Annotated in this window: 20 protein-coding genes; 16 read left to right on the top strand and 4 right to left on the bottom strand. The window is 62.4% G+C overall.

Going from position 1 to position 22,335, the window contains the following annotated elements; translation table 11 throughout:
- Positions 1-36 precede the first annotated feature (36 nt).
- Positions 37-1,239 carry a DUF1624 domain-containing protein gene (locus B0G38_RS13620; RefSeq protein ID WP_264669908.1) on the bottom strand — a complete coding sequence of 401 codons (1,203 nt, stop codon included), beginning with the start codon at positions 1,237-1,239 and terminating at the stop codon, positions 37-39.
- A gap of 138 nt (positions 1,240-1,377) precedes the next feature.
- On the opposite strand from B0G38_RS13620, the gene dapA reads away from it, so the two are divergent.
- The 6 genes from dapA to B0G38_RS13590 all read left to right on the top strand — a co-directional run bounded on the left by dapA (position 1,378) and on the right by B0G38_RS13590 (position 8,668).
- A complete protein-coding gene (gene dapA / locus B0G38_RS13615) occupies positions 1,378-2,289 on the top strand; it encodes a 4-hydroxy-tetrahydrodipicolinate synthase (protein ID WP_264669907.1) in 912 nt (303 codons plus the stop codon).
- An 8-nt stretch (positions 2,290-2,297) separates the two neighbouring features.
- The gene (locus B0G38_RS13610) at positions 2,298-3,989 is read left to right on the top strand and encodes a ribonuclease J (protein WP_264669906.1); all 1,692 of its coding nucleotides are present in this window, start codon (positions 2,298-2,300) and stop codon (positions 3,987-3,989) included.
- 140 nt (positions 3,990-4,129) lie between these two features.
- The gene (locus B0G38_RS13605; RefSeq protein WP_264669905.1) at positions 4,130-6,970 is read left to right on the top strand and encodes an FtsK/SpoIIIE family DNA translocase; all 2,841 of its coding nucleotides are present in this window, start codon (positions 4,130-4,132) and stop codon (positions 6,968-6,970) included.
- A gap of 18 nt (positions 6,971-6,988) precedes the next feature.
- Positions 6,989-7,588, top strand: coding sequence for a CDP-diacylglycerol--glycerol-3-phosphate 3-phosphatidyltransferase (pgsA, locus tag B0G38_RS13600; protein WP_264669904.1), 600 nt, complete (start codon positions 6,989-6,991; stop codon positions 7,586-7,588).
- Positions 7,585-8,085, top strand: a complete 501-nt coding sequence (locus B0G38_RS13595; RefSeq protein ID WP_264669903.1) for a CinA family protein — start codon at positions 7,585-7,587, stop codon at positions 8,083-8,085. The genes pgsA and B0G38_RS13595 overlap by 4 nt, the downstream gene beginning before the upstream one ends.
- Before the next feature lie 142 nt (positions 8,086-8,227).
- On the top strand, positions 8,228-8,668 hold the full coding sequence (locus B0G38_RS13590) for a helix-turn-helix domain-containing protein (RefSeq protein WP_074702696.1): 441 nt from the start codon (positions 8,228-8,230) through the stop codon (positions 8,666-8,668).
- A gap of 97 nt (positions 8,669-8,765) precedes the next feature.
- Here the strand turns inward: B0G38_RS13590 and B0G38_RS13585 are convergent, their stop codons facing one another.
- Positions 8,766-9,260: a MarR family winged helix-turn-helix transcriptional regulator gene (locus B0G38_RS13585; RefSeq protein WP_264669902.1), complete on the bottom strand. Its 495-nt coding sequence runs from the start codon at positions 9,258-9,260 to the stop codon at positions 8,766-8,768.
- 62 nt (positions 9,261-9,322) lie between these two features.
- On the opposite strand from B0G38_RS13585, the gene B0G38_RS13580 reads away from it, so the two are divergent.
- The 6 genes from B0G38_RS13580 to dapF all read left to right on the top strand — a co-directional run bounded on the left by B0G38_RS13580 (position 9,323) and on the right by dapF (position 14,835).
- A complete protein-coding gene (locus tag B0G38_RS13580; RefSeq protein WP_169996359.1) occupies positions 9,323-9,544 on the top strand; it encodes a DUF3046 domain-containing protein in 222 nt (73 codons plus the stop codon).
- A 205-nt stretch (positions 9,545-9,749) separates the two neighbouring features.
- Entirely contained in the window at positions 9,750-10,802 is a 1,053-nt protein-coding gene (recA, locus tag B0G38_RS13575) for a recombinase RecA (protein WP_264669901.1), read from the top strand.
- Positions 10,803-10,808: 6 nt separating this feature from the next.
- Complete coding sequence (locus B0G38_RS13570; RefSeq protein WP_264669900.1) at positions 10,809-11,366, top strand: regulatory protein RecX; 558 nt, start codon at positions 10,809-10,811, stop codon at positions 11,364-11,366.
- Between the two features lie 72 nt (positions 11,367-11,438).
- Complete coding sequence (miaB, locus tag B0G38_RS13565; protein WP_264669899.1) at positions 11,439-12,968, top strand: tRNA (N6-isopentenyl adenosine(37)-C2)-methylthiotransferase MiaB; 1,530 nt, start codon at positions 11,439-11,441, stop codon at positions 12,966-12,968.
- 11 nt (positions 12,969-12,979) lie between these two features.
- The gene (miaA, locus tag B0G38_RS13560) at positions 12,980-13,903 is read left to right on the top strand and encodes a tRNA (adenosine(37)-N6)-dimethylallyltransferase MiaA (RefSeq protein ID WP_264669898.1); all 924 of its coding nucleotides are present in this window, start codon (positions 12,980-12,982) and stop codon (positions 13,901-13,903) included.
- Entirely contained in the window at positions 13,900-14,835 is a 936-nt protein-coding gene (gene dapF / locus B0G38_RS13555; protein ID WP_264669897.1) for a diaminopimelate epimerase, read from the top strand. Before miaA ends, dapF begins: the two co-directional genes overlap by 4 nt.
- Before the next feature lie 3 nt (positions 14,836-14,838).
- Here dapF and B0G38_RS13550 read toward each other — a convergent pair whose 3' ends face one another.
- Positions 14,839-15,450, bottom strand: coding sequence for a class I SAM-dependent methyltransferase (locus B0G38_RS13550; RefSeq protein WP_264669896.1), 612 nt, complete (start codon positions 15,448-15,450; stop codon positions 14,839-14,841).
- A gap of 418 nt (positions 15,451-15,868) precedes the next feature.
- Here B0G38_RS13550 and hflX point away from each other — a divergent pair, with 418 nt between their 5' ends.
- Together hflX and B0G38_RS13540 are read left to right on the top strand one after the other, a co-directional pair.
- Entirely contained in the window at positions 15,869-17,416 is a 1,548-nt protein-coding gene (gene hflX / locus B0G38_RS13545) for a GTPase HflX (RefSeq protein WP_264669895.1), read from the top strand.
- Entirely contained in the window at positions 17,370-19,442 is a 2,073-nt protein-coding gene (locus tag B0G38_RS13540) for an ATP-dependent DNA helicase (RefSeq protein ID WP_319801247.1), read from the top strand. Before hflX ends, B0G38_RS13540 begins: the two co-directional genes overlap by 47 nt.
- 302 nt (positions 19,443-19,744) lie before the next feature.
- Here the strand turns inward: B0G38_RS13540 and lexA are convergent, their stop codons facing one another.
- Positions 19,745-20,509 (bottom strand): transcriptional repressor LexA, encoded by a 765-nt coding sequence (lexA, locus tag B0G38_RS13535; protein WP_264669894.1) that lies wholly within the window; start codon positions 20,507-20,509, stop codon positions 19,745-19,747.
- A gap of 275 nt (positions 20,510-20,784) precedes the next feature.
- On the opposite strand from lexA, the gene B0G38_RS13530 reads away from it, so the two are divergent.
- Both B0G38_RS13530 and B0G38_RS13525 read left to right on the top strand, forming a co-directional pair.
- Positions 20,785-21,159, top strand: coding sequence for a LysM peptidoglycan-binding domain-containing protein (locus B0G38_RS13530; protein ID WP_264669893.1), 375 nt, complete (start codon positions 20,785-20,787; stop codon positions 21,157-21,159).
- Positions 21,160-21,220: 61 nt separating this feature from the next.
- Entirely contained in the window at positions 21,221-22,315 is a 1,095-nt protein-coding gene (locus tag B0G38_RS13525; RefSeq protein WP_264669892.1) for a histidinol-phosphate transaminase, read from the top strand.
- Positions 22,316-22,335: the final 20 nt, after the last annotated feature.

Raw genomic sequence — 22,335 nt, 5'->3', positions numbered from 1 at the left:
CGTCGTACTTTTGATGCGTAACCGAAGTGGCGGGCGTCAGCTGAATTGGCGGTGGCCGCCGCGGATGGCATCGCGGGTTGCCCGCGAGGTGGCGGAAGTCATGTATTCGAAAGGCCCCCGCCGGTCCAGCACACGCAGAGTGGTGCCCACGGACAGGGCCACGATAACCTGCACCCAGTAAATCTCGTTGTCCCCGGGCCAGACGGCGTTCTTCGGGATCAAGCTCATCACCCAGACATGCACCGTGTACAGGGTCAGCGTCATGGCACCGGCGCCCGAGAGCGGCAGCAGCAGATTCGGCTTCTTCGTGGTCAGCAGCAGGCAGATGGCAAGCACCATCGCCGCCGTACCGGAGGTATGCAGCAGATCGAAGGTTGTGCCGGAATGCGGGCCGGAAATCCCCAGCCACCACCAGGAATCGTCCGTGTCCACCCAACTGAGGTTCACCTGGTAGATCAGGGCGAAATCCGCACGCTCTGCCGCTTCGGTGGAGGCGAGCTGGCGGTAGCCGCCCAGGCCGTCCATGATGAGCCACGAGCCGGCCTTGGCCAGCGCCGCCGCCGCCAGGCCGCCCGAAAGCAGCCACAGCTGGACCACTGCGCGGCGGATATCCAGCCTGCCGATGACAAGTCCAACCAGGATGTAGCCAAGCCACTGCAGCACGGGGTAGTAGCCGGTGACGAAGATGTCGGCCAGGAACGTGGACGGGATAAACACGTCGAGAATCATGGGATTGTGCCCCAGGCTGCCCAGGCCGAGCGTGTTTTCCAGCCATGGTCGCAGCAGATAGGCAGCCACGGGGGAGAGCACCAGCCAGCCGCCGGCCCACGCTGCCAGCACGGGCAGACGCAGTTGCAGGAACGGCAGGGCGCAGAGGAACAGCACCGCATAGTGCACAAGAATGACGGCAATGCTGACGTTCAGCGTGCCAAGCATCAGACCAACGACGGCGATAATGGCCGCCCGCACCGCAATTCCGGACCGGTCGGCCAGCAGCGACCGGCCGCTGTGGGGGCGGCGGCCGCCGGTCAACAGGCCAAGCCCGACGCCGGCCAGGACCGCGAAGAGGGCCGAGGACCGGCCGGAGAGCACCAAGCCGCTGAAACTGGGCTCGGGGTTGGCGCCGGCGGTCCACAGCGGAAAGATATGGGTGGCCATCATGCCGAGCAGGGCCAGGCCCCGGGCAGCGTCGATTCCGGCCAGCCGCTGCCCGGCGGAACCGCTGTGTGTGGATGCCATATTCCGATATTCTCACAGCCCCCTTTATTGGAGCCCGCGGCGTAACAATCGCAGCGCCTCGAGGCGGAAAGGGCCCGTGATACGAAACTCCTGAGGGCCGTTGCGGCAAACCGAGGTCCACGCGGTAACGTTTTGTCTATGTCTGAGTCTTCTTCCCGTGAGTACACCTTCGGAACTTTGGTGACTGCCATGGTTACCCCCTTCAACGAAAAGGGGGACGTGGATTATGAGGTCGCTGGAAAGCTGGCCCTGAAGCTCGTCGAGGACGGCTGCGACGGACTGGTGGTCACGGGGACCACGGGGGAGACCTCCACCCTGCTGGATGAGGAAAACCTCGGCATGTTCCGCGCAGTGGTCGACGCCGTCGGCGGACGGGCAAAGGTCATCGCCGGCTCCACCACCAACGACACGCGGCACTCCATCCGTCTGTCCCAGGAGGCAGCGAAACTGGGCGTGGACGGACTCCTTGTCACTACGCCGTACTACAACAAGCCGAGCCAGGCCGGTGTCCAGGCACACATCGAAGCGATCGCGGACGCCGTCGATCTGCCCGTCATGGTCTACGACATCCCCGGCCGCGCCGGCATCCCGATCGAGACCGAGACCCTGTACCGGCTGGCCGAACACCCGCGCATCGTCGCGCTGAAGGATGCCAAGGCGGACTACCAGGAGACCACCCGCGTCCTGGCAAACACCGATCTGGACGTGTACGCCGGCGATGACTCGCTCACCCTGCCGCTGATGGCAGCGGGAGCCGTCGGCCTCGTGTCGGTCAGCGCCCATGTTGCGACGGCGCAATACCGCGCACTGGTCGATGCCATGCATGCCGGTGATCTGGCTATGGCCCGCCGGCTGCACTTCGAGCTGGACCCGGTCCAGCGGGCGGTGATGACCCATATCCAAGGGGCGGTCGCGTCCAAACTCATTCTTAAGTGGCAGTCCGTTCTGCCCAACTCGGTGGTCCGCTTGCCTTTGGTCGAGCCGTCCGACGCCGAGATCGCAATGATCCGCGCAGACCTCGAAGAGGCCGGCTGGAACCTGGAGGTTTGATCTAAAGTATGAGCGAGTCCACAATTACAGAGCTGCGCACCCCGCCAAAACTCGCCGACGGTACCCTGCGGGTGGTGCCGCTGGGCGGCCTGGGCGAGATCGGCCGGAACATGGCAGTGTTCGAGATCAACTCGAAGCTGCTGATTGTGGATTGCGGTGTCCTCTTCCCCGAGGAACACCAGCCGGGTGTGGATCTGATCCTGCCGGACTTCTCCTACATCGAGGACCGCCTGGACGACATCGTTGGTGTGGTCCTGACCCATGGGCATGAGGATCATATCGGCGCGGTCCCGTACCTATTGCGCATGCGCCAGGACATACCGCTGATCGGTTCCCGTCTGACTCTGGCGTTGGTCGAGGCCAAGCTGACCGAGCACCGCATCAAGCCGTACACGCTGACTGTTTCCGAAGGCCAGATCGAGCAGTTCGGGCCATTCGAGTGCGAATTCGTCGCCGTCAACCACTCCATTCCGGACGCTTTGGCCGTCTTCATCCGCACGGCCGCGGGCAATGTCCTGCACACCGGCGACTTCAAGATGGACCAGTTGCCGCTGGACGGGCGCCTGACGGACCTGCGTGCCTTCGCCCGGCTCGGCGAAGAAGGCGTGGACCTGTTCATGTCGGATTCGACCAACGCCGACGTCCCCGGTTTCACTACCGCGGAAAAGGAAATCGGCCCGGTGCTGGAACGGCTCTTCGGGCAGGTCCAGAAGCGGATCATCGTCGCGTCGTTCTCTTCGCACATCCACCGCGTCCAGCAGGTGCTCGACGCCGCCGCCGCCCACGGCCGCCACGTAGCATTCGTCGGCCGCTCCATGGTGCGCAATATGGCCATCGCCGAGAAGCTGGGCTACCTGAACGTCCCCCCGGGCATCATTGTCGATTTGAAAAACGTCGAAGACTTCCCGGATGACCGGATCGTGCTCATGTCCACCGGCTCGCAAGGGGAGCCAATGGCTGCCCTCTCGCGGATGGCCAACGGGGACCACCGGATCCAGGTTGGCAAGGGCGACACCGTGATCCTCGCGTCGTCGTTAATCCCGGGCAACGAGAACGCGGTCTTCCGGATCATCAACGGCCTGCTCAAGCTGGGGGCCGAGGTCATCCACAAGGGTACGGCCAAGGTCCATGTCTCCGGCCATGCCGCTGCCGGCGAACTGCTGTATTGCTACAACATCCTTAAGCCCAAGAACGCGATGCCGGTCCACGGCGAGACGCGCCACCTGATTGCCAACGGAAACCTGGCGCGCCAGACCGGCGTGGCCGACGAAAATGTCCTGCTGGCCGATGATGGCAGCGTAGTCGACCTCGTCGACGGCAAGGCGCGCATCGTGGGCCAGGTCGAATGCGGCTTCGTCTACGTGGACGGCTCCAGCATCGGCGAAATAACGGACTCGGACCTGAAGGACCGCCGGATCCTGGGCGAAGAAGGCTTCATTTCGGTCATCACAGTAGTCAACCGCAGCACCGGCAAGATTGTCTCCGGCCCGGAAATCCATGCGCGTGGTTTCGCCGAGGACGACGCGGTCTTTGACAACATCAAGCCCCAGATCACTGCCGCCCTCGAGGAAGCAGTGGTGGGCACCAAGGAGCACACCACCTACCAACTCCAGCAAGTGGTCCGCAGGGTCGTGGGTACCTGGGTCAATAAGCGGCACCGCCGCCGGCCCATGATCGTCCCGGTCGTGCTCGAAGCCTGATCTGCTCTCTGTTGCGCTCCGGCGGCCTGTCGCCGGTGCGGCAGTTGGTGCGGCCGCCGCGCCCGTGATTCGGCTGACACCTGCTCGTGCTCGGTGGCAAATCCCCCAGTTGCCGGGTCTTTGCGGGTAACGTATCCGATATGGCGACTCGTACTTCTCCTGCCAAAAAAGGCACTCAGCAGTCGCGCGGTAGGAACTCAGGCAGTGCTTCGCGCTCTACTGCGGGACGCGGCGCGGCCAAAACCAAGGCCCTCAGTGTGCAGTCGGAGGACCACCTTCCGCTGCCGCTGAGGATGGTCCGCGGCGCTTGGATGGGTACCGCGCACATCGTCGCGGCGGGCATCCGCAAACTCGGTCCGGATGTCCATCCGGACAAAGACCTCCGTCGCGACGGCACTGGTTTCTTCATGCTCCTGCTGGCCGTGGTCATCGCAGCGGTCGAATGGTGGGCGCTCACCGGCGGATTCGCCGACGCCGTGCATGCTGTGGCCGGCGGGACGTTCGGCTGGATGGCATTGCTGCTGCCCGTTTTCCTGCTGATCTTCACCGTGCGCCTGATGCGCTCCCCGGAGGATGCCCGCGGAAACAACCGGATCGCCATCGGGCTGACTCTGATGACGCTGTCCGGAACAGCCCTGGCACACGTCATCGGCGGCGAGCCTGGTTTGGCGGACGGGCTGGATGCATTGTGGGCCGCCGGCGGCATGGTCGGTTTCCTCATCTCTTCGCCGCTGGCAACCATCAACATGTGGCTCGCGGTTGCCGTCTACTCGCTGCTGGCCTTCGTCAGCCTGCTCATCGTTACCGCCACGCCGTTCCGGCATATTCCGGCCCGGCTCCGCGCCCTTTACGAAGGCCTCATGGGCCAGGATCTCAACGAGGTCACGGCCAACGGCCATGACCAGAGCTACCTCTATGAATCGGACCGGAGCGAGCCGAAGGCGAAGAAGCCCCGGAAGCGCAGGTTCGGCCGCGACAAGCATGAGTCCGAAGAGGAAGAGCACGACGACGGCTACTACGGCGACGAAGCCTTCGAGACACCCGTCATTGAAGACGAAGACGCTTCGAGTGCCGGAGCCCCCGGACAGGCCGCCCCGAAGGTGCCGCCGGGCGTGCGCCGTCCGACTCAGTCCGAGCTGGCCGCCGAGAAGCTCAAGCGCGACCAGGGCCTCCTGCCGGAGGGTGCCACCGAGGCCATCCCTGTTGTGCCCCCTGCCTCGACCGGGAGCGTCGCGGCGGTACCGGCCAACCCGGTCCAGCCACAGCCGCCGGCGACGCCCATTCCGCAACGGACCGAGCAGCTTCAGCTCTCTGGCGATGTGGCGTACACGCTGCCGCCCTCGGACTACCTGCCTGCGGGCCCCCCGTCGAAGGAGCGCTCGGAAGCCAATGACGCCGTCGTTGCCGCGCTGACCCATACGTTGGACCAGTTCAAGGTGGAGGCCCACGTGACGGGGTTCTCCCGCGGCCCAACCGTCACCCGGTATGAAATCTCACTCTCGCCGGGCACCAAGGTGGAGCGTGTGACGGCGTTGTCCAAGAACATCTCCTACGCGGTGGCCAGCTCGGACGTCCGGATCCTGAGCCCCATTCCCGGCAAGTCCGCCATCGGCATCGAAATCCCGAACACGGACCGCGAGACGGTGTCTCTCGGTGACGTGCTGCGGTCCAACAACGCGCGCAAGACGGATCATCCGATGGTCATGGGCGTGGGCAAGGACGTCGAAGGCGGCTACGTGGTGGCCAACCTGGCGAAAATGCCCCACCTGCTCGTGGCCGGCGCCACCGGTGCCGGTAAATCCGCGTTCGTGAACTCCATGGTCACCTCAATCCTGATGCGCTCGACGCCGGACGAGGTCCGCATGGTGATGGTGGATCCGAAGCGCGTGGAACTGACCGCATACGAAGGCGTCCCGCACCTGATCACGCCCATCATCACGAACCCGAAGAAAGCCGCGGAAGCGCTGCAGTGGGTGGTCCGGGAGATGGACACCCGCTACGACGACCTGGCCAATTTCGGCTACAAACATATCGACGACTTCAACAAGGCCGTGCGCAACGGCAAGGTCATCCCGCCGGAAGGCTCCAAACGGATCGTCAAGCCGTACCCGTACCTCCTGGTGATCGTGGACGAGCTTGCCGACCTGATGATGGTCGCCCCGCGTGACGTAGAAGACTCCATTGTCCGCATCACCCAGCTGGCCCGTGCAGCCGGCATCCACCTGGTGCTCGCCACGCAGCGGCCTTCGGTCGACGTCGTTACCGGCCTGATCAAGGCCAACGTGCCCTCCCGAATGGCGTTTGCCACGTCGTCGGTCACCGACTCCCGCGTGGTGCTGGACCAGCCGGGCGCCGAAAAGCTGATCGGCCAGGGCGACGCGCTCTTCCTGCCGATGGGGGCCAACAAGCCTATGCGCGTCCAGGGCGCCTGGGTCAGCGAGACCGAGATCCACAAGGTTGTCGAACACGTCAAGGGCCAACTGCAGGCGGTGTACCGCGAGGATGTGGCCGTCGAGGCGCCCAAGAAGCAGATCGACGACGACATCGGGGACGACCTGGATGTGCTGCTGCAGGCCACCGAACTGGTCGTGACCACGCAGTTCGGCTCCACCTCCATGCTGCAGCGCAAGCTCCGGGTCGGTTTCGCCAAGGCCGGGCGACTGATGGACCTGCTCGAGTCCCGCGGCGTGGTGGGCCCGTCCGAAGGCTCGAAGGCCCGCGACGTGCTGGTGAAGCCGGACGACCTCGCCGTGACGCTGGCTGCGATCCGGGGCGACGATGTGCCGGCAGCGGCCGCACCGGGCGCGGACCCGATGACGGAGGCTCTCGCCGATAACGCCAATGCCAACCACAACTTCGACCAGGACGGGCCGGAGGATCTTGTCCAGGCAGACCTGGACGCCAGGGCCCAGGCCGCGGAGTATTACGACGACGATGACGACCAGGGATCGGAAGATGCCTGGAGCCTGACCGGCCGATAGACGGGTAACCTTAGCGTCGTGACTGATTCACCAGCCCATCCGGTGCCCACGCTCAACATTGCCAACGTCCTCACGACGGTGCGCATCCTCCTGGTGCCGGTCTTCATCTGGCTTCTGCTCGCGGACAACGCCGAGCACGGGCTGTTCCGGTGGATCGCCGTCGTCGTTTTCGCCGTTGCTATCTACACGGACAAGCTGGACGGCGATCTGGCCCGCAGCAGGGGCCTGATCACCAACTTCGGCAAGATTGCCGATCCGATTGCCGACAAGTTGCTGATCGGGTCCGCCCTCATCCTCCTGTCTGTCCTCGGCGAATTGCCTTGGTGGATCACGGCGGTCATCCTGGTGCGCGAACTCGGCATCACTTTGTTGCGGTTCGTGGTGATCAAGTATGGCGTCATGCCGGCGTCGCGAGGCGGCAAGTTGAAGACCGTTCTCCAGACCCTTGCCATCTTCCTGTATCTGCTGCCGCTGGGAACCTGGCTGGGGGAGTGGGCAGTCTGGATCGCCTTTATTGTCATGTTGGTGGCGGTGCTGGTGACAGTGGTGACCGGCGTCGACTATGTTCTCAAAGCTGTCCGGCTACGGTCCGGGGCACGACGGGAGGCCGGAAAGTGAACGAGCATACGTTGGCGCAGCAGGTTGTTCTGGCCGCCGTCGCGGACGGCGTGACAATTGGCACGGCCGAATCACTGACTGCCGGAATGGTCTCTTCGGCACTGGCCACCGTTCCCGGCGCGTCGGCTGCCTTGCAGGGCGGCATCGTGTCTTACCAGGACGAGGTGAAGTCGGGCGTGCTCGGGGTTGATCAGGACCTGCTGGCCGCAGAGGGGTCGGTCCACGCCGATGTGGCCAGGCAAATGGCTGAAGGAGCCCGTCGGGTCCTTGGCGCCGACATTGCTGTTTCGACCACCGGTGTGGCTGGTCCGGAACAGCACGGGGGCAAGCCAGTAGGCACTGTGTTCATTGGAACTGCCGGTGCCGACGGTTCGGATGCGGTGGGGTTTACCTTCAGCGGCGGGCGGGCGGAAATCCGTGCCCAAGCGGAGGAAGCCGCATTGGAACAGTTGCTGGATGCTATCCAGCGGACCACAGCGGCGCGTGGTCAAAGGTGACCTATCCCGAATCTTTCATGTCACGGGAACAAAATAATTAGCCCAGTAGTTATCAAAGGTGTCAGCAACTGTTACGGTAGTTGGCCTAAGCTGGAGACAAGCGGCAGCAGCCGCCATGCATTGAGGGAGTAAGGCGATACAGATGGTCAAGCAACCCGTGTCCGTAAACGGCGTCGTCCGTTGGCGTGATGTGGGTCTGACGGAAGAATCCCACCGGGAGCAGAAGGAGCGCAAAATGGTAGTGCTACGCCACGAGATCGGTGACGTCTTGCGCGACGTCCGGCAGCGGCAGGGCCGCACCCTGCGCGAAGTTTCACACAGCGCCCGTGTTTCCCTCGGTTACCTGAGCGAAGTGGAGCGTGGCCAGAAGGAAGCATCTTCAGAGCTTCTCTCGTCTATCTGCTCGGCTCTTGATGTTCCGCTTTCCCTGATGCTCCGCGAAGTCAGTGATCGCGTCGCAGATGCAGAAGGAGTGGTCATACCGGATACCGTGCCGCAGGAACTTTCCCGCGAATTTGTCGCCGATATTCCGGACGAACTGCCGGACGGCCTGAGCCGCGGGCTCGCATCCGCGCGGTCCTAACAAGCCAATAAGCGGGCCGGTTACCTGGGATCAGGTAACCGGGCCGCTTTTTTGTTGCGCGGTTTCAGTGTCCGCGACGCGGCGTGCGCAGCCTTTCTCAGGGCTGGTCGTGCGCCACCGGCTGTTCATGGGCATAGGACTCGTTGAGGCGGTCAAGCAACTGGGCAAGGGACGTTAGATCGTCCACAGTCCAGTCTTCGAGCCGGTCATGGAAGGCTGCCTTTCTGGCGGTCTGGGCGGAGTGCAATTTCTCCCGTCCGGCTTCGGTCAGGGTGATGGCCTGGGCACGGGCGTCCAGCGGATCCGTTTCCTTCTGGACCAAGCCCAGCTGCTCAAGGAGTGCGACCTGACGGCTGACGGAAGGTTTACCCACCCCGATGCTGGCTGCCAGCTCGGTCAGGCGCATCGAGTCCTCCCGCTGCAGCAGCATCAGCAGCCCATACGCTGCTGGCTCCATGTCCGGGTGCACCTGACGTGCCACACGGTGGGAGTTGGCTCGGGCGCGTCGCCACAGGAGACTGAGCTGTTGCTCCAGGGCATCGATTGCCACGTCGAAACCAGTCTCGTCCGGTGCGGGATCCTGTCGGGTCATGAAGCCATTGTAGTGAGACGGTGGAACTCCCGTCGCAGGCGCTGCCGTGAGAGGATGGAAATGTGCGCATAAGTGACTTCTGGCGACTGATGGATGACGAGTTCGGGCCGGGATATTCGCGTGTCCTCGCTGCGGACCTCGTCCTGACGGGGCTCGGCGGAAGGACTGCCATGGCCGCTCTCGAAGCGGGGATACCGCCAAAGTCGGTCTGGCTGGCCGTGTGCGAGATGCAGGATGTGCCGGCCGAGCGACGTCTGGGCCGGGATATTAAGCCGTCCCGCTAAGTACCGACACGCCTAGAAAATTCGCAGATGTGTTCGAATCAGTGCTTGTGAGCGGATAAGCTCCTACACAGAGGTTGGAATCTGCGCAGTATGCGCGGATTATCCACAAACGACATCCCTGATCAGATTCTGTCAGTGCGGAAAGCTACGGTCAGAGTGAGTAATGAACATGGTCCTGACGGGCCCCAAGATACCGAGGTGAAGAATGGCCGCACCAGCTGACCGCGAGAAGGCTCTGGAAGCAGCGCTTGCACAAATCGATAAGCAGTTTGGCAAGGGCTCGATCATGCGCCTCGGCGATGACACCCGGGCGCCCATCGAAACAATTTCCACCAGTTCCATTGCCCTGGATATAGCTTTGGGCATCGGCGGACTGCCACGCGGGCGCGTGGTGGAAATCTATGGTCCGGAATCTTCCGGTAAGACCACGTTGGCGTTGCATGCTGTTGCCAATGCGCAGCGCAAGGGCGGTATTGCCGCGTTTATCGACGCGGAACATGCCCTGGATCCCGAGTATGCCAAAAAGCTTGGGGTGGATACGGATGCTTTGCTCGTGTCTCAGCCGGATACCGGTGAGCAGGCGCTGGAAATCATGGACATGCTCATTGGCTCCGGGTCGTTGGACGTCGTCGTCATTGACTCGGTTGCTGCGCTCGTTCCGCGGGCCGAAATTGAAGGCGAAATGGGCGACACGCATGTCGGGCTCCAAGCCCGGCTGATGAGCCAGGCCCTGCGTAAGATCGCGGGCCGGCTTCACCAGAGCAAGACGACGGCGATCTTCATCAACCAGCTGCGTGAAAAGATCGGTGTCTTCTTCGGCAGCCCGGAGACGACCACCGGTGGTAAGGCCTTGAAGTTCTACGCCTCGGTCCGCATCGATGTTCGGCGGATCGAGACCTTGAAGGAAGGCTCCAACCCCGTCGGTAACCGCACCCGGGCCAAGATCGTCAAGAACAAGATGGCTCCGCCCTTCAAGCAGGCGGAATTCGACATCCTGTACGGCCACGGCATTTCCCGCGAGGGCGGCCTGATCGATATGGGTGTTGAGCAGTCGCTGGTCAAGAAGTCCGGTGCCTGGTTCACCTACGACGGTGACCAGCTGGGTCAGGGTAAAGAAAATGCGCGTAGGTTCCTGGTGGACAACCCGGACCTGGCTGACGAGATCGAACGCCGGATCAGGGAGAAGCTTGGCATCGGGGTTGTGCCGGACGAGGGCGAAGGCGGAGAGCCCAAGCTCAAGGCCGTCGACGGCTTCTAGCCTGCCATGACCGGCAAAAGAAGCAGGGCTGCAGGGCCAACTCCCGGCAGCCCTGCGGACCAGGCTTCCGAAGCGGACCCGCATGAGGTGGCGCGGTCAATTGTTCTGCGGCAGCTCACGATGGCTCCCCGCAGTAGGAAGCAACTGGCGGAGAAGCTGGCCGAGCGCGATGTTCCCGCCGATGTCGCGGCTGCCGTCCTGGACAGGTTCGAAGAGGTTCAGCTCATCGATGACGCTGAATTCGCCCGAATGTGGGTGCGCAGCCGGTCGCAGACGCGGGCTTTGGCTCGTGGGGCGCTCAAGCGGGAGTTGGCGGACAAAGGCATCGATGGAGAGATAGCGGAAGAAGCGCTCAACCAGTTGACGCCCGAGGACGAACTGGAAAGTGCCAGGGAGCTGATCCGCCGGAAAATCCGGCCCGACTGGAATCTGGGCGACCGCCTCGTCAGGGACAAGCACATACGGCGCCTGGTTGCCATGCTGGCCCGGAAGGGCTATCCGCCCTCGATGGCGTTTCGCGTGGTGAACGAGGAACTCGACGCCCCGCAGGAAGCCTGGGACTGACAAATACGTGTTTGCCCTGGGTCCTCGGGTGCCGATTGTGGCGACCTGCTTCGCAGGTCTTACCCTTAAGAGGTGAGCGTGACCATCCCTGCCCCCGAATCGATCCTGCCCGAAGGCACCCAACGTACATATCAGGTACGGACCTTTGGCTGCCAAATGAACGTGCATGACTCCGAACGCCTGTCCGGCCTGTTGGAGAATGCGGGTCTGGTGGAAGCGCAAGGCGCCCAGGCCGACGTCGTTGTTTTCAACACTTGTGCAGTACGCGAAAACGCGGACAACAAGCTGTACGGAAACCTCGGCCAGTTGGCTCCCGTTAAGGAACAGAACCCCGGTATGCAGATAGCCGTCGGCGGATGTTTGGCGCAGAAGGACCGGGAGACGATCCTTAAGAAGGCTCCGTGGGTCGACGTGGTCTTCGGCACGCATAACGTGGGCTCGCTGCCGACGCTGCTGGAACGGGCGCGGCACAATAACGAGGCACAGCTGGAGATCCTCGAATCTCTGGACGTCTTTCCCTCCACACTGCCGACAAAGCGGGATGCGGTCTACTCGGGCTGGGTCTCCATTTCGGTAGGCTGCAACAACACCTGTACGTTTTGCATTGTGCCGTCCCTTCGAGGCAAAGAGCGGGACCGCAGGCCAGGGGACATCCTGTCCGAAATCCAGGCACTGGTCGACGACGGCGCCATCGAAGTTACCCTGCTGGGGCAGAACGTGAACTCGTACGGCGTCGAATTCGGTGACCGGGGTGCGTTCGCTAAGCTGCTGCGCGCGTGCGGGGATATCCAGGGTCTCGAGCGGGTGCGGTTCACGAGTCCGCATCCGGCTGCGTTTACCGACGACGTCATCGATGCGATGGCGGAAACGCCCAATGTCATGCCCCAGCTGCACATGCCGCTGCAGTCGGGTTCGGACAAGGTGCTCAAGGACATGCGCCGCTCCTACCGGTCAACCAAGTTCCTGGGCATCCTGGACAAAGTCCGGGACCGTATCCCGCACGCGGCCATTTCAACTGACATCATCGTCGGATTCCCCGGGGAAACCGAGGAAGACTTCCAGGCAACGCTGGATGTGGTGGAGAAGTCCCGCTTTGCAACCGCATTTACGTTCCAATACTCGAAGCGTCCGGGGACGCCGGCCGCGGAACTGCCGGACCAGCTTCCCAAATCCGTTGTCCAGGAACGCTATGAGCGCCTCACGGCCTTGCAGGACAGGATTTCCGCGGAGGAGAACGCCAAGCAGGTAGGACGCCGGGTCGAAGTCATGGTCACCGCTCATCAAGGCCGCAAAGCCAGCGAGACCCATCGGTTGTCGGGCCGGTCCTGCGACCAGCGGCTGGTCCACTTCTCGGTGCCGGCAGGCGCAGAGCCACCGCGTCCCGGAGATCTGGTAACAGTGGCAATTACGGAGGCTGCACCGTTCCATCTTGTTGCCGACCCGGACAGCGCCGCCGATTACTCGGTACGCCGCTCCCGCGCGGGAGATGCATGGGACCGGTCCCAAGCTGGGTCCTGTGGCGTTCCGTCGGCAGGGGCGGCCCGCGAAGCCAAGGCTGCCGTATCCCTGGGGATGCCGGTACTGCCTGTCCGCAGCAACTAACCGGCGACGGAATGGGCAACGGGTCCGCGGCGGTGCCGCCGGTCATTGCGGTCGTCGGACCTACCGGCTCGGGCAAATCGGATCTGGCTGTCGCGCTGGCGCAGCGGATTGATGCCGAAATCATCAACGCCGATGCCATGCAGTTCTACCGCGGCATGGATATCGGCACGGCGAAGATGCCCGAGGCCGAACGCCGGGGAGTACCCCACCACCTGCTTGACATTCTTGATGTCCGTCAGGAAGCCAGCGTTTCGGCGTTCCAGCAGCAGGCCCGTGCGGCCATTGCCGACATAAGCAACAGGGGCCGGCGGGCCATTCTCGTCGGCGGATCAGGGCTGTACATCAGGGCGGCCCTGGATGTCATCGATTTCCCCGGAACCGATCCCGGGCTCCGCGGCCAACTCGAAGCAGAGCTGGACGCGCACGGCCTGCAGGCCATGCGGGAACGGCTGGCTGCCGTCGACCCGATCTCGGCGGCCCGTCTCGGGGACGCGCGCCGGGTGGTGCGTGCCCTTGAAGTCCATGCGTTGACCGGCCGGCCGTTTAGCTCCTACATGCCTGACCGCCGCTACTGGCAACCGGCTGTACAGATCGGTCTGGAAGTAGAGCGGGAGGAACTCAAGGAACGCCTGGCGCTGCGAGTCCATCGAATGGTCGAGGAGGGCCTGTTGGACGAGGTTCGTTGGCTGGAAGGCCAAGGGCTGCGGGACGGGAAGACGGCCGCGCGCGCGTTAGGATACTCACAGTTCCTGCGGGTACTTGACGGACAGCTCTCCATCGAAGGGGCGGTTGAGGAAACAGTTGTGGCCACGCGCAAATTCGCCCGCCGCCAGCTGACCTGGTTCCGTGCAGACCCACGCATCAATTGGCTTCATTGGAAGGACGAGTTCCTCGTGGACAAGGCGGCAGCCGAGGTCGCTAAGCTTGGACAGTGACCGATACTTCCAGCGCAGCAATTCTGACTTCTCTCTCCGGAACCACATTCTCGAAAGGTCACGGCACCGGCAATGACTTTGTCCTGATCGCCGATCCCGACGGAACGCGGCAGATCGGGCCGGAAGCTGTGGCAGTCCTCTGCGACCGACACCAAGGAATCGGCGGTGACGGCCTGATCCGCGCAGTGCGTTCCAAGCATCTGCCCGAGGGCCGCGACCTGCTCATGATGGCGCCCGAGGCCGAATGGTTCATGGACTACCGCAACGGGGACGGATCCTTCTCGGAAATGTGCGGCAACGGCGTTCGCGTGTTTGTGCACTTCCTGATTGAGCAGGGCTTTGTCACATTGAGCGAGGGCCAGTCCCTGACCATCGGCACGCGCGCCGGACTCAAGGTCATCACGCGCTCCAATGACGGCTATGCGGTGGATATGGGGCCTTGGGAGTTCATCTTTCCCGACCAGGCCGCCGCCAAAGCCATGGATTCCCTGGTCAATGCGGAGGGATTGGAGGTACCGCGGCCCGCGCTGAGCATCAGCATGGGAAATCCCCATACCGTGGTTGCATTGGCTGAACTTGACGAGCTGGCAGCCACAAAGCTGCACGAATCACCCGAAGTTGATCCGCAGCCCGCCAACGGCACCAATGTCGAATTTGTTGTTCCGGCCGAGCCGCTGGTTCACAACGGTGCCGGACATATCACCATGCGGGTACACGAGCGCGGGGTCGGCGAAACACAGTCGTGCGGAACCGGGGCGTGTGCCTCGGCCGTAGCCATCCGGCACTGGGCCGGCTCAGGAGCACCGAACGAATGGCAGGTGCAGGTACCCGGCGGCACTGTGCATGTCAGTTTCCTGCCCGGCCTTGACGGCAAAGAACATGTGCAGCTCAGCGGCCCGGCGGTTCTAGTCGCCACCGGGACCATCGCCTAAGCTTCAGGCAGCCCGGGTGACCCGCAGTATCCTGAAGGCCTTGGCCGTGCTTTCGCGGCGTATCGAAAACTCCCCGGGAAGCTCGGCGGCTAACCAACGCTGCAGCGAATCGGAACCGAGATTCTTCTGCACCACTAACCAGGCGTTTCCCCCAGACGCGAGTCGTGGCAGCCATAGCATGAGCAGAGAATGCAGCTCGCTCTTGCCGATCCGGATCGGCGGATTGGACCAGATCGCATCGAAGCGGAGCGCAGGATCGACTTCTTCAGGCAGGCAAGCGCGGACGTTCGCCAGCCCGAGCGCGCGGGCGTTGTCATTGGTCAAGGCGATGCAGCGGGTGTTGACGTCGACGGCGGTCACCGTTGCCCCGGGGGACTTCAAAGCAAGGGTGAGAGCGATCGGTCCCCAGCCGCAGCCAATGTCCAGCAAATTCCCGCTGGCCGGGGGGGCCGGCACCTCAGCCAGGAGAACCGCCGTCCCCTTATCAATGCCCTCCGGGCTGAAAATTCCGTTGGACGTGGTCAAGCGGCGGGACTCACCGTCCAACACCACGGTCAGAGGCTTTCGGATCTCGGGTTTTTCGGGATCCGCACTGAAGTAATGATCTGTGGCCATAATCCGCCAGAGTAGTGCGCCAGGAGCGGAATGTGTATCTAGGCACGCCTAACGAGGGCCGAAGTGCTGGTATGGTAGCTCCATGTGAAATAAGTGATTGTGCTGTTGCGGCTGACCTGAGCCGCGCCGAATCTTCTCTGCCGTTGAGCCCAGCTCCGAGGGAAGATGATGCACCCTCAATCGGGAAGCGCAACCAAGTTCCTTCTTCCTTGAACCTGCGGCGGTGTGTGCCGCAGTTTTCCGATCTTCATCAGCCGAAGCCGAACGCTTCGGCGCCTACCAGATTATGCGCCGGCGGACACGCGCCGCCCGTTGTCAGGAGGATTTCTTGACCCCTCATCAACAAAGACCGGCTGGTCCCTCGGTACCCGACGCCGCTGAGGTCTACGATAGAACTACAGACTTTTCAAAGGAGAGCATGTCCACCACTAGCAACAGCCAGCCCTCGCCGGAACCGGAGCTGAGCCCCGAGGAAATCCAGGCGGTCATTGACCGGATTCTGGCCAAGGATACTGCGGCACGGACGAAATCCGGCGGTGTCAGAGGCAGGGCACAAGCCATCTCGACGTTGGACGAGGAACACTCGGAATTCGACGGCGAGCAACAGGACTTGGCCGAACGGCGCGCCTTGCGCCGGGTTGCAGGTCTTTCTACCGAACTCGAAGACGTCACCGAGGTTGAATACCGGCAGCTGCGGCTCGAACGAGTCGTCCTTACCGGTCTCTGGACTGAAGGAACCGCCGACGACGCCGACAATTCGTTGCGCGAGCTTGCAGCCCTGGCAGAGACCGCAGGTTCCGAGGTACTCGACGGCGTAGTGCAGCGGCGGCTCAAGCCGGACCCCGGCACGTTCCTTGGATCCGGCAAGGCCCAGGAGTTGCGGGACATCGTGATGGGCACGGGTGCGGACACCGTCATTGTGGACGGCGAACTTTCCCCGTCGCAGCGACGGGGCTTGGAAGACATCGTCAAGGTCAAGGTGATCGACCGGACAGCCCTGATCCTTGATATATTCGCCCAGCACGCCAAGAGCCGCGAAGGCAAAGCGCAGGTGGAACTGGCCCAGCTCGAATACCTGCTTCCGAGATTGCGCGGCTGGGGCGAATCAATGTCCCGCCAAGCTGGTGGCCGGGTCGGCGCTGCCGGTGGCGGCATCGGTTCCCGCGGTCCGGGTGAAACCAAGATCGAACTGGACAGGCGCCGGATTCGCACCCGGATGGCGAAGCTGCGCAGGGAAATCACAGGGATGAAACCTGCGCGCGACACGAAGCGGGCCAACCGAAAACGCAATGCTGTTCCGTCCGTTGCCATCGTCGGCTACACCAATGCGGGCAAGTCGTCGTTGTTGAACCGTCTGACCAATGCGGGCGTACTGGTGGAAAACGCGCTTTTCGCCACCCTCGACCCCACGGTGAGGAAGGCCGAAACCGCCGATGGCCTCGGCTATACCCTGGCCGACACGGTCGGCTTCGTCCGCTCGTTGCCTACTCAGCTGGTGGAGGCATTCCGCTCGACCTTGGAAGAGGCAGCGGATGCGGACCTCATTCTGCACGTGGTCGACGCCTCCCACCCGGATCCCGAAGGGCAGATTGCCGCTGTCCGGGAAGTGCTCACTGAGGTCGACGCGCGAAAGCTCCCGGAAATCATAGTCCTGAACAAGGCGGACGCAGCCGACCCGTTTGTCATCGAGCGACTGCGCCAGCGTGAACCGCGGCACGTGGTAGTTTCGGCGCGCACAGGCCAAGGGATCCCGGAACTGCTTGAGGCCATCAGCGACGGAATTCCACGTCCCACGGTCAAGCTTGAGTTGTTGATTCCGTATGACCGTGGCGAAGTGGTGAGCCGGCTGCATAGCCCGGATGCGGAAATTCTCTCCGTCGAACATGTCGAAAACGGAACGAAGCTGGAAGTGAAGGTCCGTGAAGGGCTGGCTGCAGAGCTCGGACCCTTCCTCCATCGTGGCTGAGGCATCGTTGACCGAAAAGGAAGCGTTGCGTCTGCTTGACGTTGCGGTGCGTGCCATGGGCGGGCAGAACCGCGCGGGGCAGCATGAGATGGCCGACCGCGTTGCCGAGGCGTTCAATAATCAGGAACATCTGCTCGTTCAAGCGGGGACGGGCACCGGCAAATCATTGGCGTATCTCATTCCCCTGATCGTCCATGCCCTGGAGAGCGAGAAGCCCGCAGTTGTTTCCACTGCGACGCTGGCCTTGCAATCACAGATCGTCAAGCGCGACCTGCCGCGATTGCTCGAGGCTATCTCGGACGAACTGCCCCGGCCGGTAGATGTAGCCCTCCTGAAGGGGCGCAACAACTACCTCTGCCAGCACAAGCTGGCGGGTGGTTTCCCCGAGGACGACGTTCCTGACGCTCTCTTCACTCTTGGCGAGGATGCCGTACCGCATCCTGCCCCGCCAACCGGCGGACCGGCCTCCGGTCTAGGAAAAGAAGTGGTACGACTGCGGGAATGGGCGGACGAGACTGACACCGGTGATCGGGATGAGATCGTCCCCGGCGTCAGCGATCGCGCCTGGCGACAAGTTTCGGTCAGTTCCATGGAGTGCCTCGGAGCACAGAAGTGTCCGATGGCGGCAGAATGTTTCAGCGAGCTAGCCCGCACGCGGGCCGGTGAAGCGGACGTCGTGATCACCAACCATGCACTGCTGGCTATCAATGCCTTTGAAGGCCTGTCGGTACTTCCGGAATACGACGTGGTAGTCATCGACGAAGCACATGAACTGCAGGACCGCGTCACCAGCGCGGTCGCTGGGCAGCTCTCGGTGGCGATGGTGCATACAGCGGCGTCCATGGCCCGCAAGCATACTGCGGCCAGCGTCGAGTCGATCAACAGCGCAGCGAAGAGCCTTGAAGCAGCCTTGGAGGCAACTGCCACGGGGCTGATGGCCTCCGGGCTCCGTGACGATCATGAGATGGCGTTGACGCAGTTGCGGGAGGCTTGCCGGATCGCACTTTCCGACTCCAAGTCGGACACGTCTAACAATGCTGACGGTGGACGGCAGATGGCCCGCTCCAGACTGATGGTTGTGCTGGAGGTGTGCGACCGGATTCTCTCGGCGGCACAGGCTCGGGAAGTCTTGTGGATTACCAGGCCTAGTAATTTCGCGTCCGGAACGGATTTCGGTTCAGAGGACGATACGCAGCCCGCAACAGTCAACGTTGCACCCCTATCCGTGGCCTCACGGCTACGTGAAGGATTGTTTGACGGCCACACGGTGGTTCTGACTTCCGCGACGTTAGCCATCGGCAACGCTTTCGATGCAGTGGCAGGATCGCTGGGACTGATGGGGGCCGGTGCACCGGCCTATTCGAGCGCAGACGTTGGAAGCCCGTTCGACTATCCGAAGCAGGGAGTGCTGTATGTGGCTTCGCATTTGCCGAAGCCTGAACGCGGAACCAGCGCGGAACAGCTGGACGAGTTGGAAGCACTGCTGAAGGCTTCCGGAGGCGGGGCATTGGGCCTGTTCTCATCCCGGCGGGCGGCCGAGGAAGCGGCCGCCGAAATGCGGCGGAGGATTAGTAGCGAAATCCTGTGCCAGGGCGAGTCTTCGATCGCTGCCTTGGTCAAGCAGTTTGCGGCGGAGCCGGATACCTGCTTGTTCGGGACGATGACACTGTGGCAGGGTGTGGACGTACCCGGAGACGCCTGTAGGTTGGTCGTCATCGATCGGATTCCGTTTCCGCGTCCGGATGACCCTCTGATGACAGCGAGGACCCGCTCGGTGGCGCAAGCTGGTGGCAACGGTTTTATGGCCGTCTCCGCTACCCACGCCGCAGTCCGTCTGGCTCAGGGAGCCGGACGCCTTATTCGCGCCGCGGGCGATCGTGGCATGGTCGCAGTGCTGGATTCCCGCTTGGCAAACGCCCGGTACGGCAGTTTCCTCCGGTCTGCTTTGCCTCCATTCTGGTCTACTAAGGACCGGAGTGTGGCGCTGCAGATCTTGGAACGCCTCTCGGCACGTCAGTCGGGTTGACCGGCGCGTCCCGCTATGCGAGGCCGATGATATTACCGCGTGACCATCGAGTCCGATGAAAGTATGCTGGAGCATAGCCGGGACCTCCCAAGCTTCACGTGTGGCACTACCATTGCACCGCTATCCGGCCGCAAGGCCATGGGGGTATGTCAATGGCAACCCACGGTACCCGTGACATGGAAGGCCCCGGCCCTTAGCTCCGGTCCATCCGAAGACATGGACACGTTGCAAGGATCGTAGGGCGCCGCGCCGCATCCAGCGAGAAAGCGGCTCCCAGACACCTCGGCGAACACGGCGTTCGGCTACAGGGTGCGCATTACTGAAACCACTTTGCCCATCACCGTTGCATGGTCGCCGAGGATCGGTTCGTATTGCGTATTTTGGGGCAGCAACCATGTATGGCCGTCCCGCTGCCTGAATGTCTTCACAGTTGCCTCGTCATTAAGCAGGGCTGCCACAATGTCTCCGTTGTTCGCGCTTTGCTGTCGCCGCACGACAACCCAATCGCCATCGCAGATGGCTGCATCGATCATGGAATCGCCGGAGACCTTGAGCATGAACAGTTCGCCATGGCCAACCAGTTGTCGCGGAAGTGGCATGACGTCCTCGACAACCTGATCCGCCAAGATTGGACCGCCGGCGGCGATGCGACCGACGAGGGGAACCATAGCTGTATCCGACGCACTGCCGAGATCCGAAACGGTGGAACCGTTGATACTTCGCACATTGCCTGCTTGTTCCATCCCGGCCACCTGGACAGCGCCGTCCTCAATAGTGAGCGGAGTCAGCACCTCCATTGCGCGGGGACGCTTGGGGTCACGACGGATGTAGCCCATCTTTTCGAGTTGGATCAGCTGGTGGGTCACGCTGGAAAGGCTTGCCAGTCCGACTGTGTCCCCGATTTCCCGCATCGATGGCGGATAACCATTGGCACTTACAGAGCCCTGGATGGTTTCAAGGATCTTCTTTTGGCGCACAGTGAGGCCCTTGGACTGGCCCGCAGCCCGAGTCGGCTTTGACTGTTTGCTGTCCGATGTGGCAGCTGCGTTGGAAACATTCTTCGACATGGCCGGACTCCGGTTTCTCCGTCCGGTCCGATTCAGCAGTGCCGTGCCTGAATTCGAACCGGAATCTTATTTTGTCAGTGGCAGCTGATGCACTGCATGTACGGCCACCTTTGGCTTTAACGCTAGGGGAGTCGCGGTGAACTTTCAAACATTTGTTCTAGTGAGTCTCGACAATGTTCGATCATAAGTGCTAAAACTGTGGAAGAAGGATTCGAACATGAGTTCGAATAGTTGATCTCGGACATCAGTGTTCGAAGATCGGGAAAGGTGTCAATATGTCTGCACAGCTCGCACCGCAGTCGCCTGCCGTACCGCGCCACGCTCAACCACTCCAGCTCACCCGCCGGGGCCGCCTGCTGTTGATCGGCCTTCCGCTCATCCTGTCAGCTGCTGCCCTGTTGACGCTGATCGGCTTCTTTACTGCTCCCGCAATGGCCTCTACCGGCGACCGTCTAGGAGCTGGCGAGACGATTACCGTGACGGTCGGCGCCGGGCAGACCCTGTGGGAAGTCGCCAGTGCCGTTGCCCCTGAACGGAATCCGCACGAGGTGATTGCCGAGATGTCCCAATTGAACAACCTTCCAGGCTCGGTTGTGCAAGCCGGACAGCAACTCCACGTTCCCGTCAGCGGCAGCGGCCAACGGCCGTAATATGAGACCCTCCGGCTGGCCCGATTCCTGCCCCGGGCCGGCCGGAGCTTAAGCTTGATCAGTGAGTGACCAGCTAGAACGACTGAACCGCTTGCCTCTCAGGGAAAATCTCAGAGGCTTAGAACCATATGGCGCACCCCAGTTGCATGTGCCGGTGCTGCTGAATGTTAACGAGAACACCCATCCACTTCCCGAGAGTGTTCACAAGGCCATTGCGGCAGCCGTCGATGCGGCAGCCACGGGGCTGAACCGCTACCCTGACCGCGAATTTACGCAACTGCGTCAATCGTTGGCTCGTTACCTGGGTCACGGGCTTACCGAAGAAAACGTTTGGGCTGCCAACGGTTCGAACGAAGTCCTCCAGCAGATTCTGCAGGCTTTTGGCGGTCCGGGCCGACGCTTACTCAGCTTCCCCCCTACATATTCGATGTATCCATTGCTCGCAAGCGGCACGGACACTGAATATGTGACCGGCGCTCGCTCCTCCGACTTCAGTTTGACGGCCGAGGCAGCCGCGCGGGCAGTCAGGGAGTCAGCTGCCAATATCGTCATTCTTTGTTCCCCGAATAATCCGACCGGGACAGCTCTAGGTCTGGACGTTGTAGAAGCCGTGTATGAGGCCGGGGCCGAATACAACACCATGGTTATTGTCGACGAAGCGTATGCCGAGTTTGCCCACACCGGCTCCCCCAGCGCTCTGGAATTGCTTCAGGGTAGAGAGCGTCTGATCGTTTCGCGAACAATGAGCAAAGCGTTCGCTTTAGCGGGGGCGCGTGTGGGCTACCTGGCAGGGGCCCCCGAAGTGACGGATGCGTTGCGTTTGGTCCGCCTTCCGTACCACCTGTCCGCCATTACCCAGGCAACTGCTGTTGCGGCCCTGGACCATGCGGACGCGCTGCTGGCCAACGTTGAAGACATCAAGGGCCAGCGTGACAGGATCGTGTCCGAGCTCACGGATATGGGTCTGCATCCCGCGCCCTCGGATTCGAATTTCGTATTCTTCGGGGGAGTACGTAATCCACACGCAGTATGGCAGGGTTTGCTCGACGCCGGAGTGCTCATCCGAGATGTGGGGATTCCGGGCCATCTTCGGGTTACTGCCGGCACTGAGGCGGAGACCACGGCGTTCCTGAACCGTCTCCGCGAGCTTGTCTGAGCGATTTCTCCTAGACTGAT

Source organism: Crystallibacter permensis (assembly GCF_025960875.1).
Taxonomy (GTDB): domain Bacteria; phylum Actinomycetota; class Actinomycetes; order Actinomycetales; family Micrococcaceae; genus Crystallibacter; species Crystallibacter permensis.
Note: the sequence above shows the minus strand (reverse complement) of the source record. Positions and strands in the feature narration are given on the sequence as shown.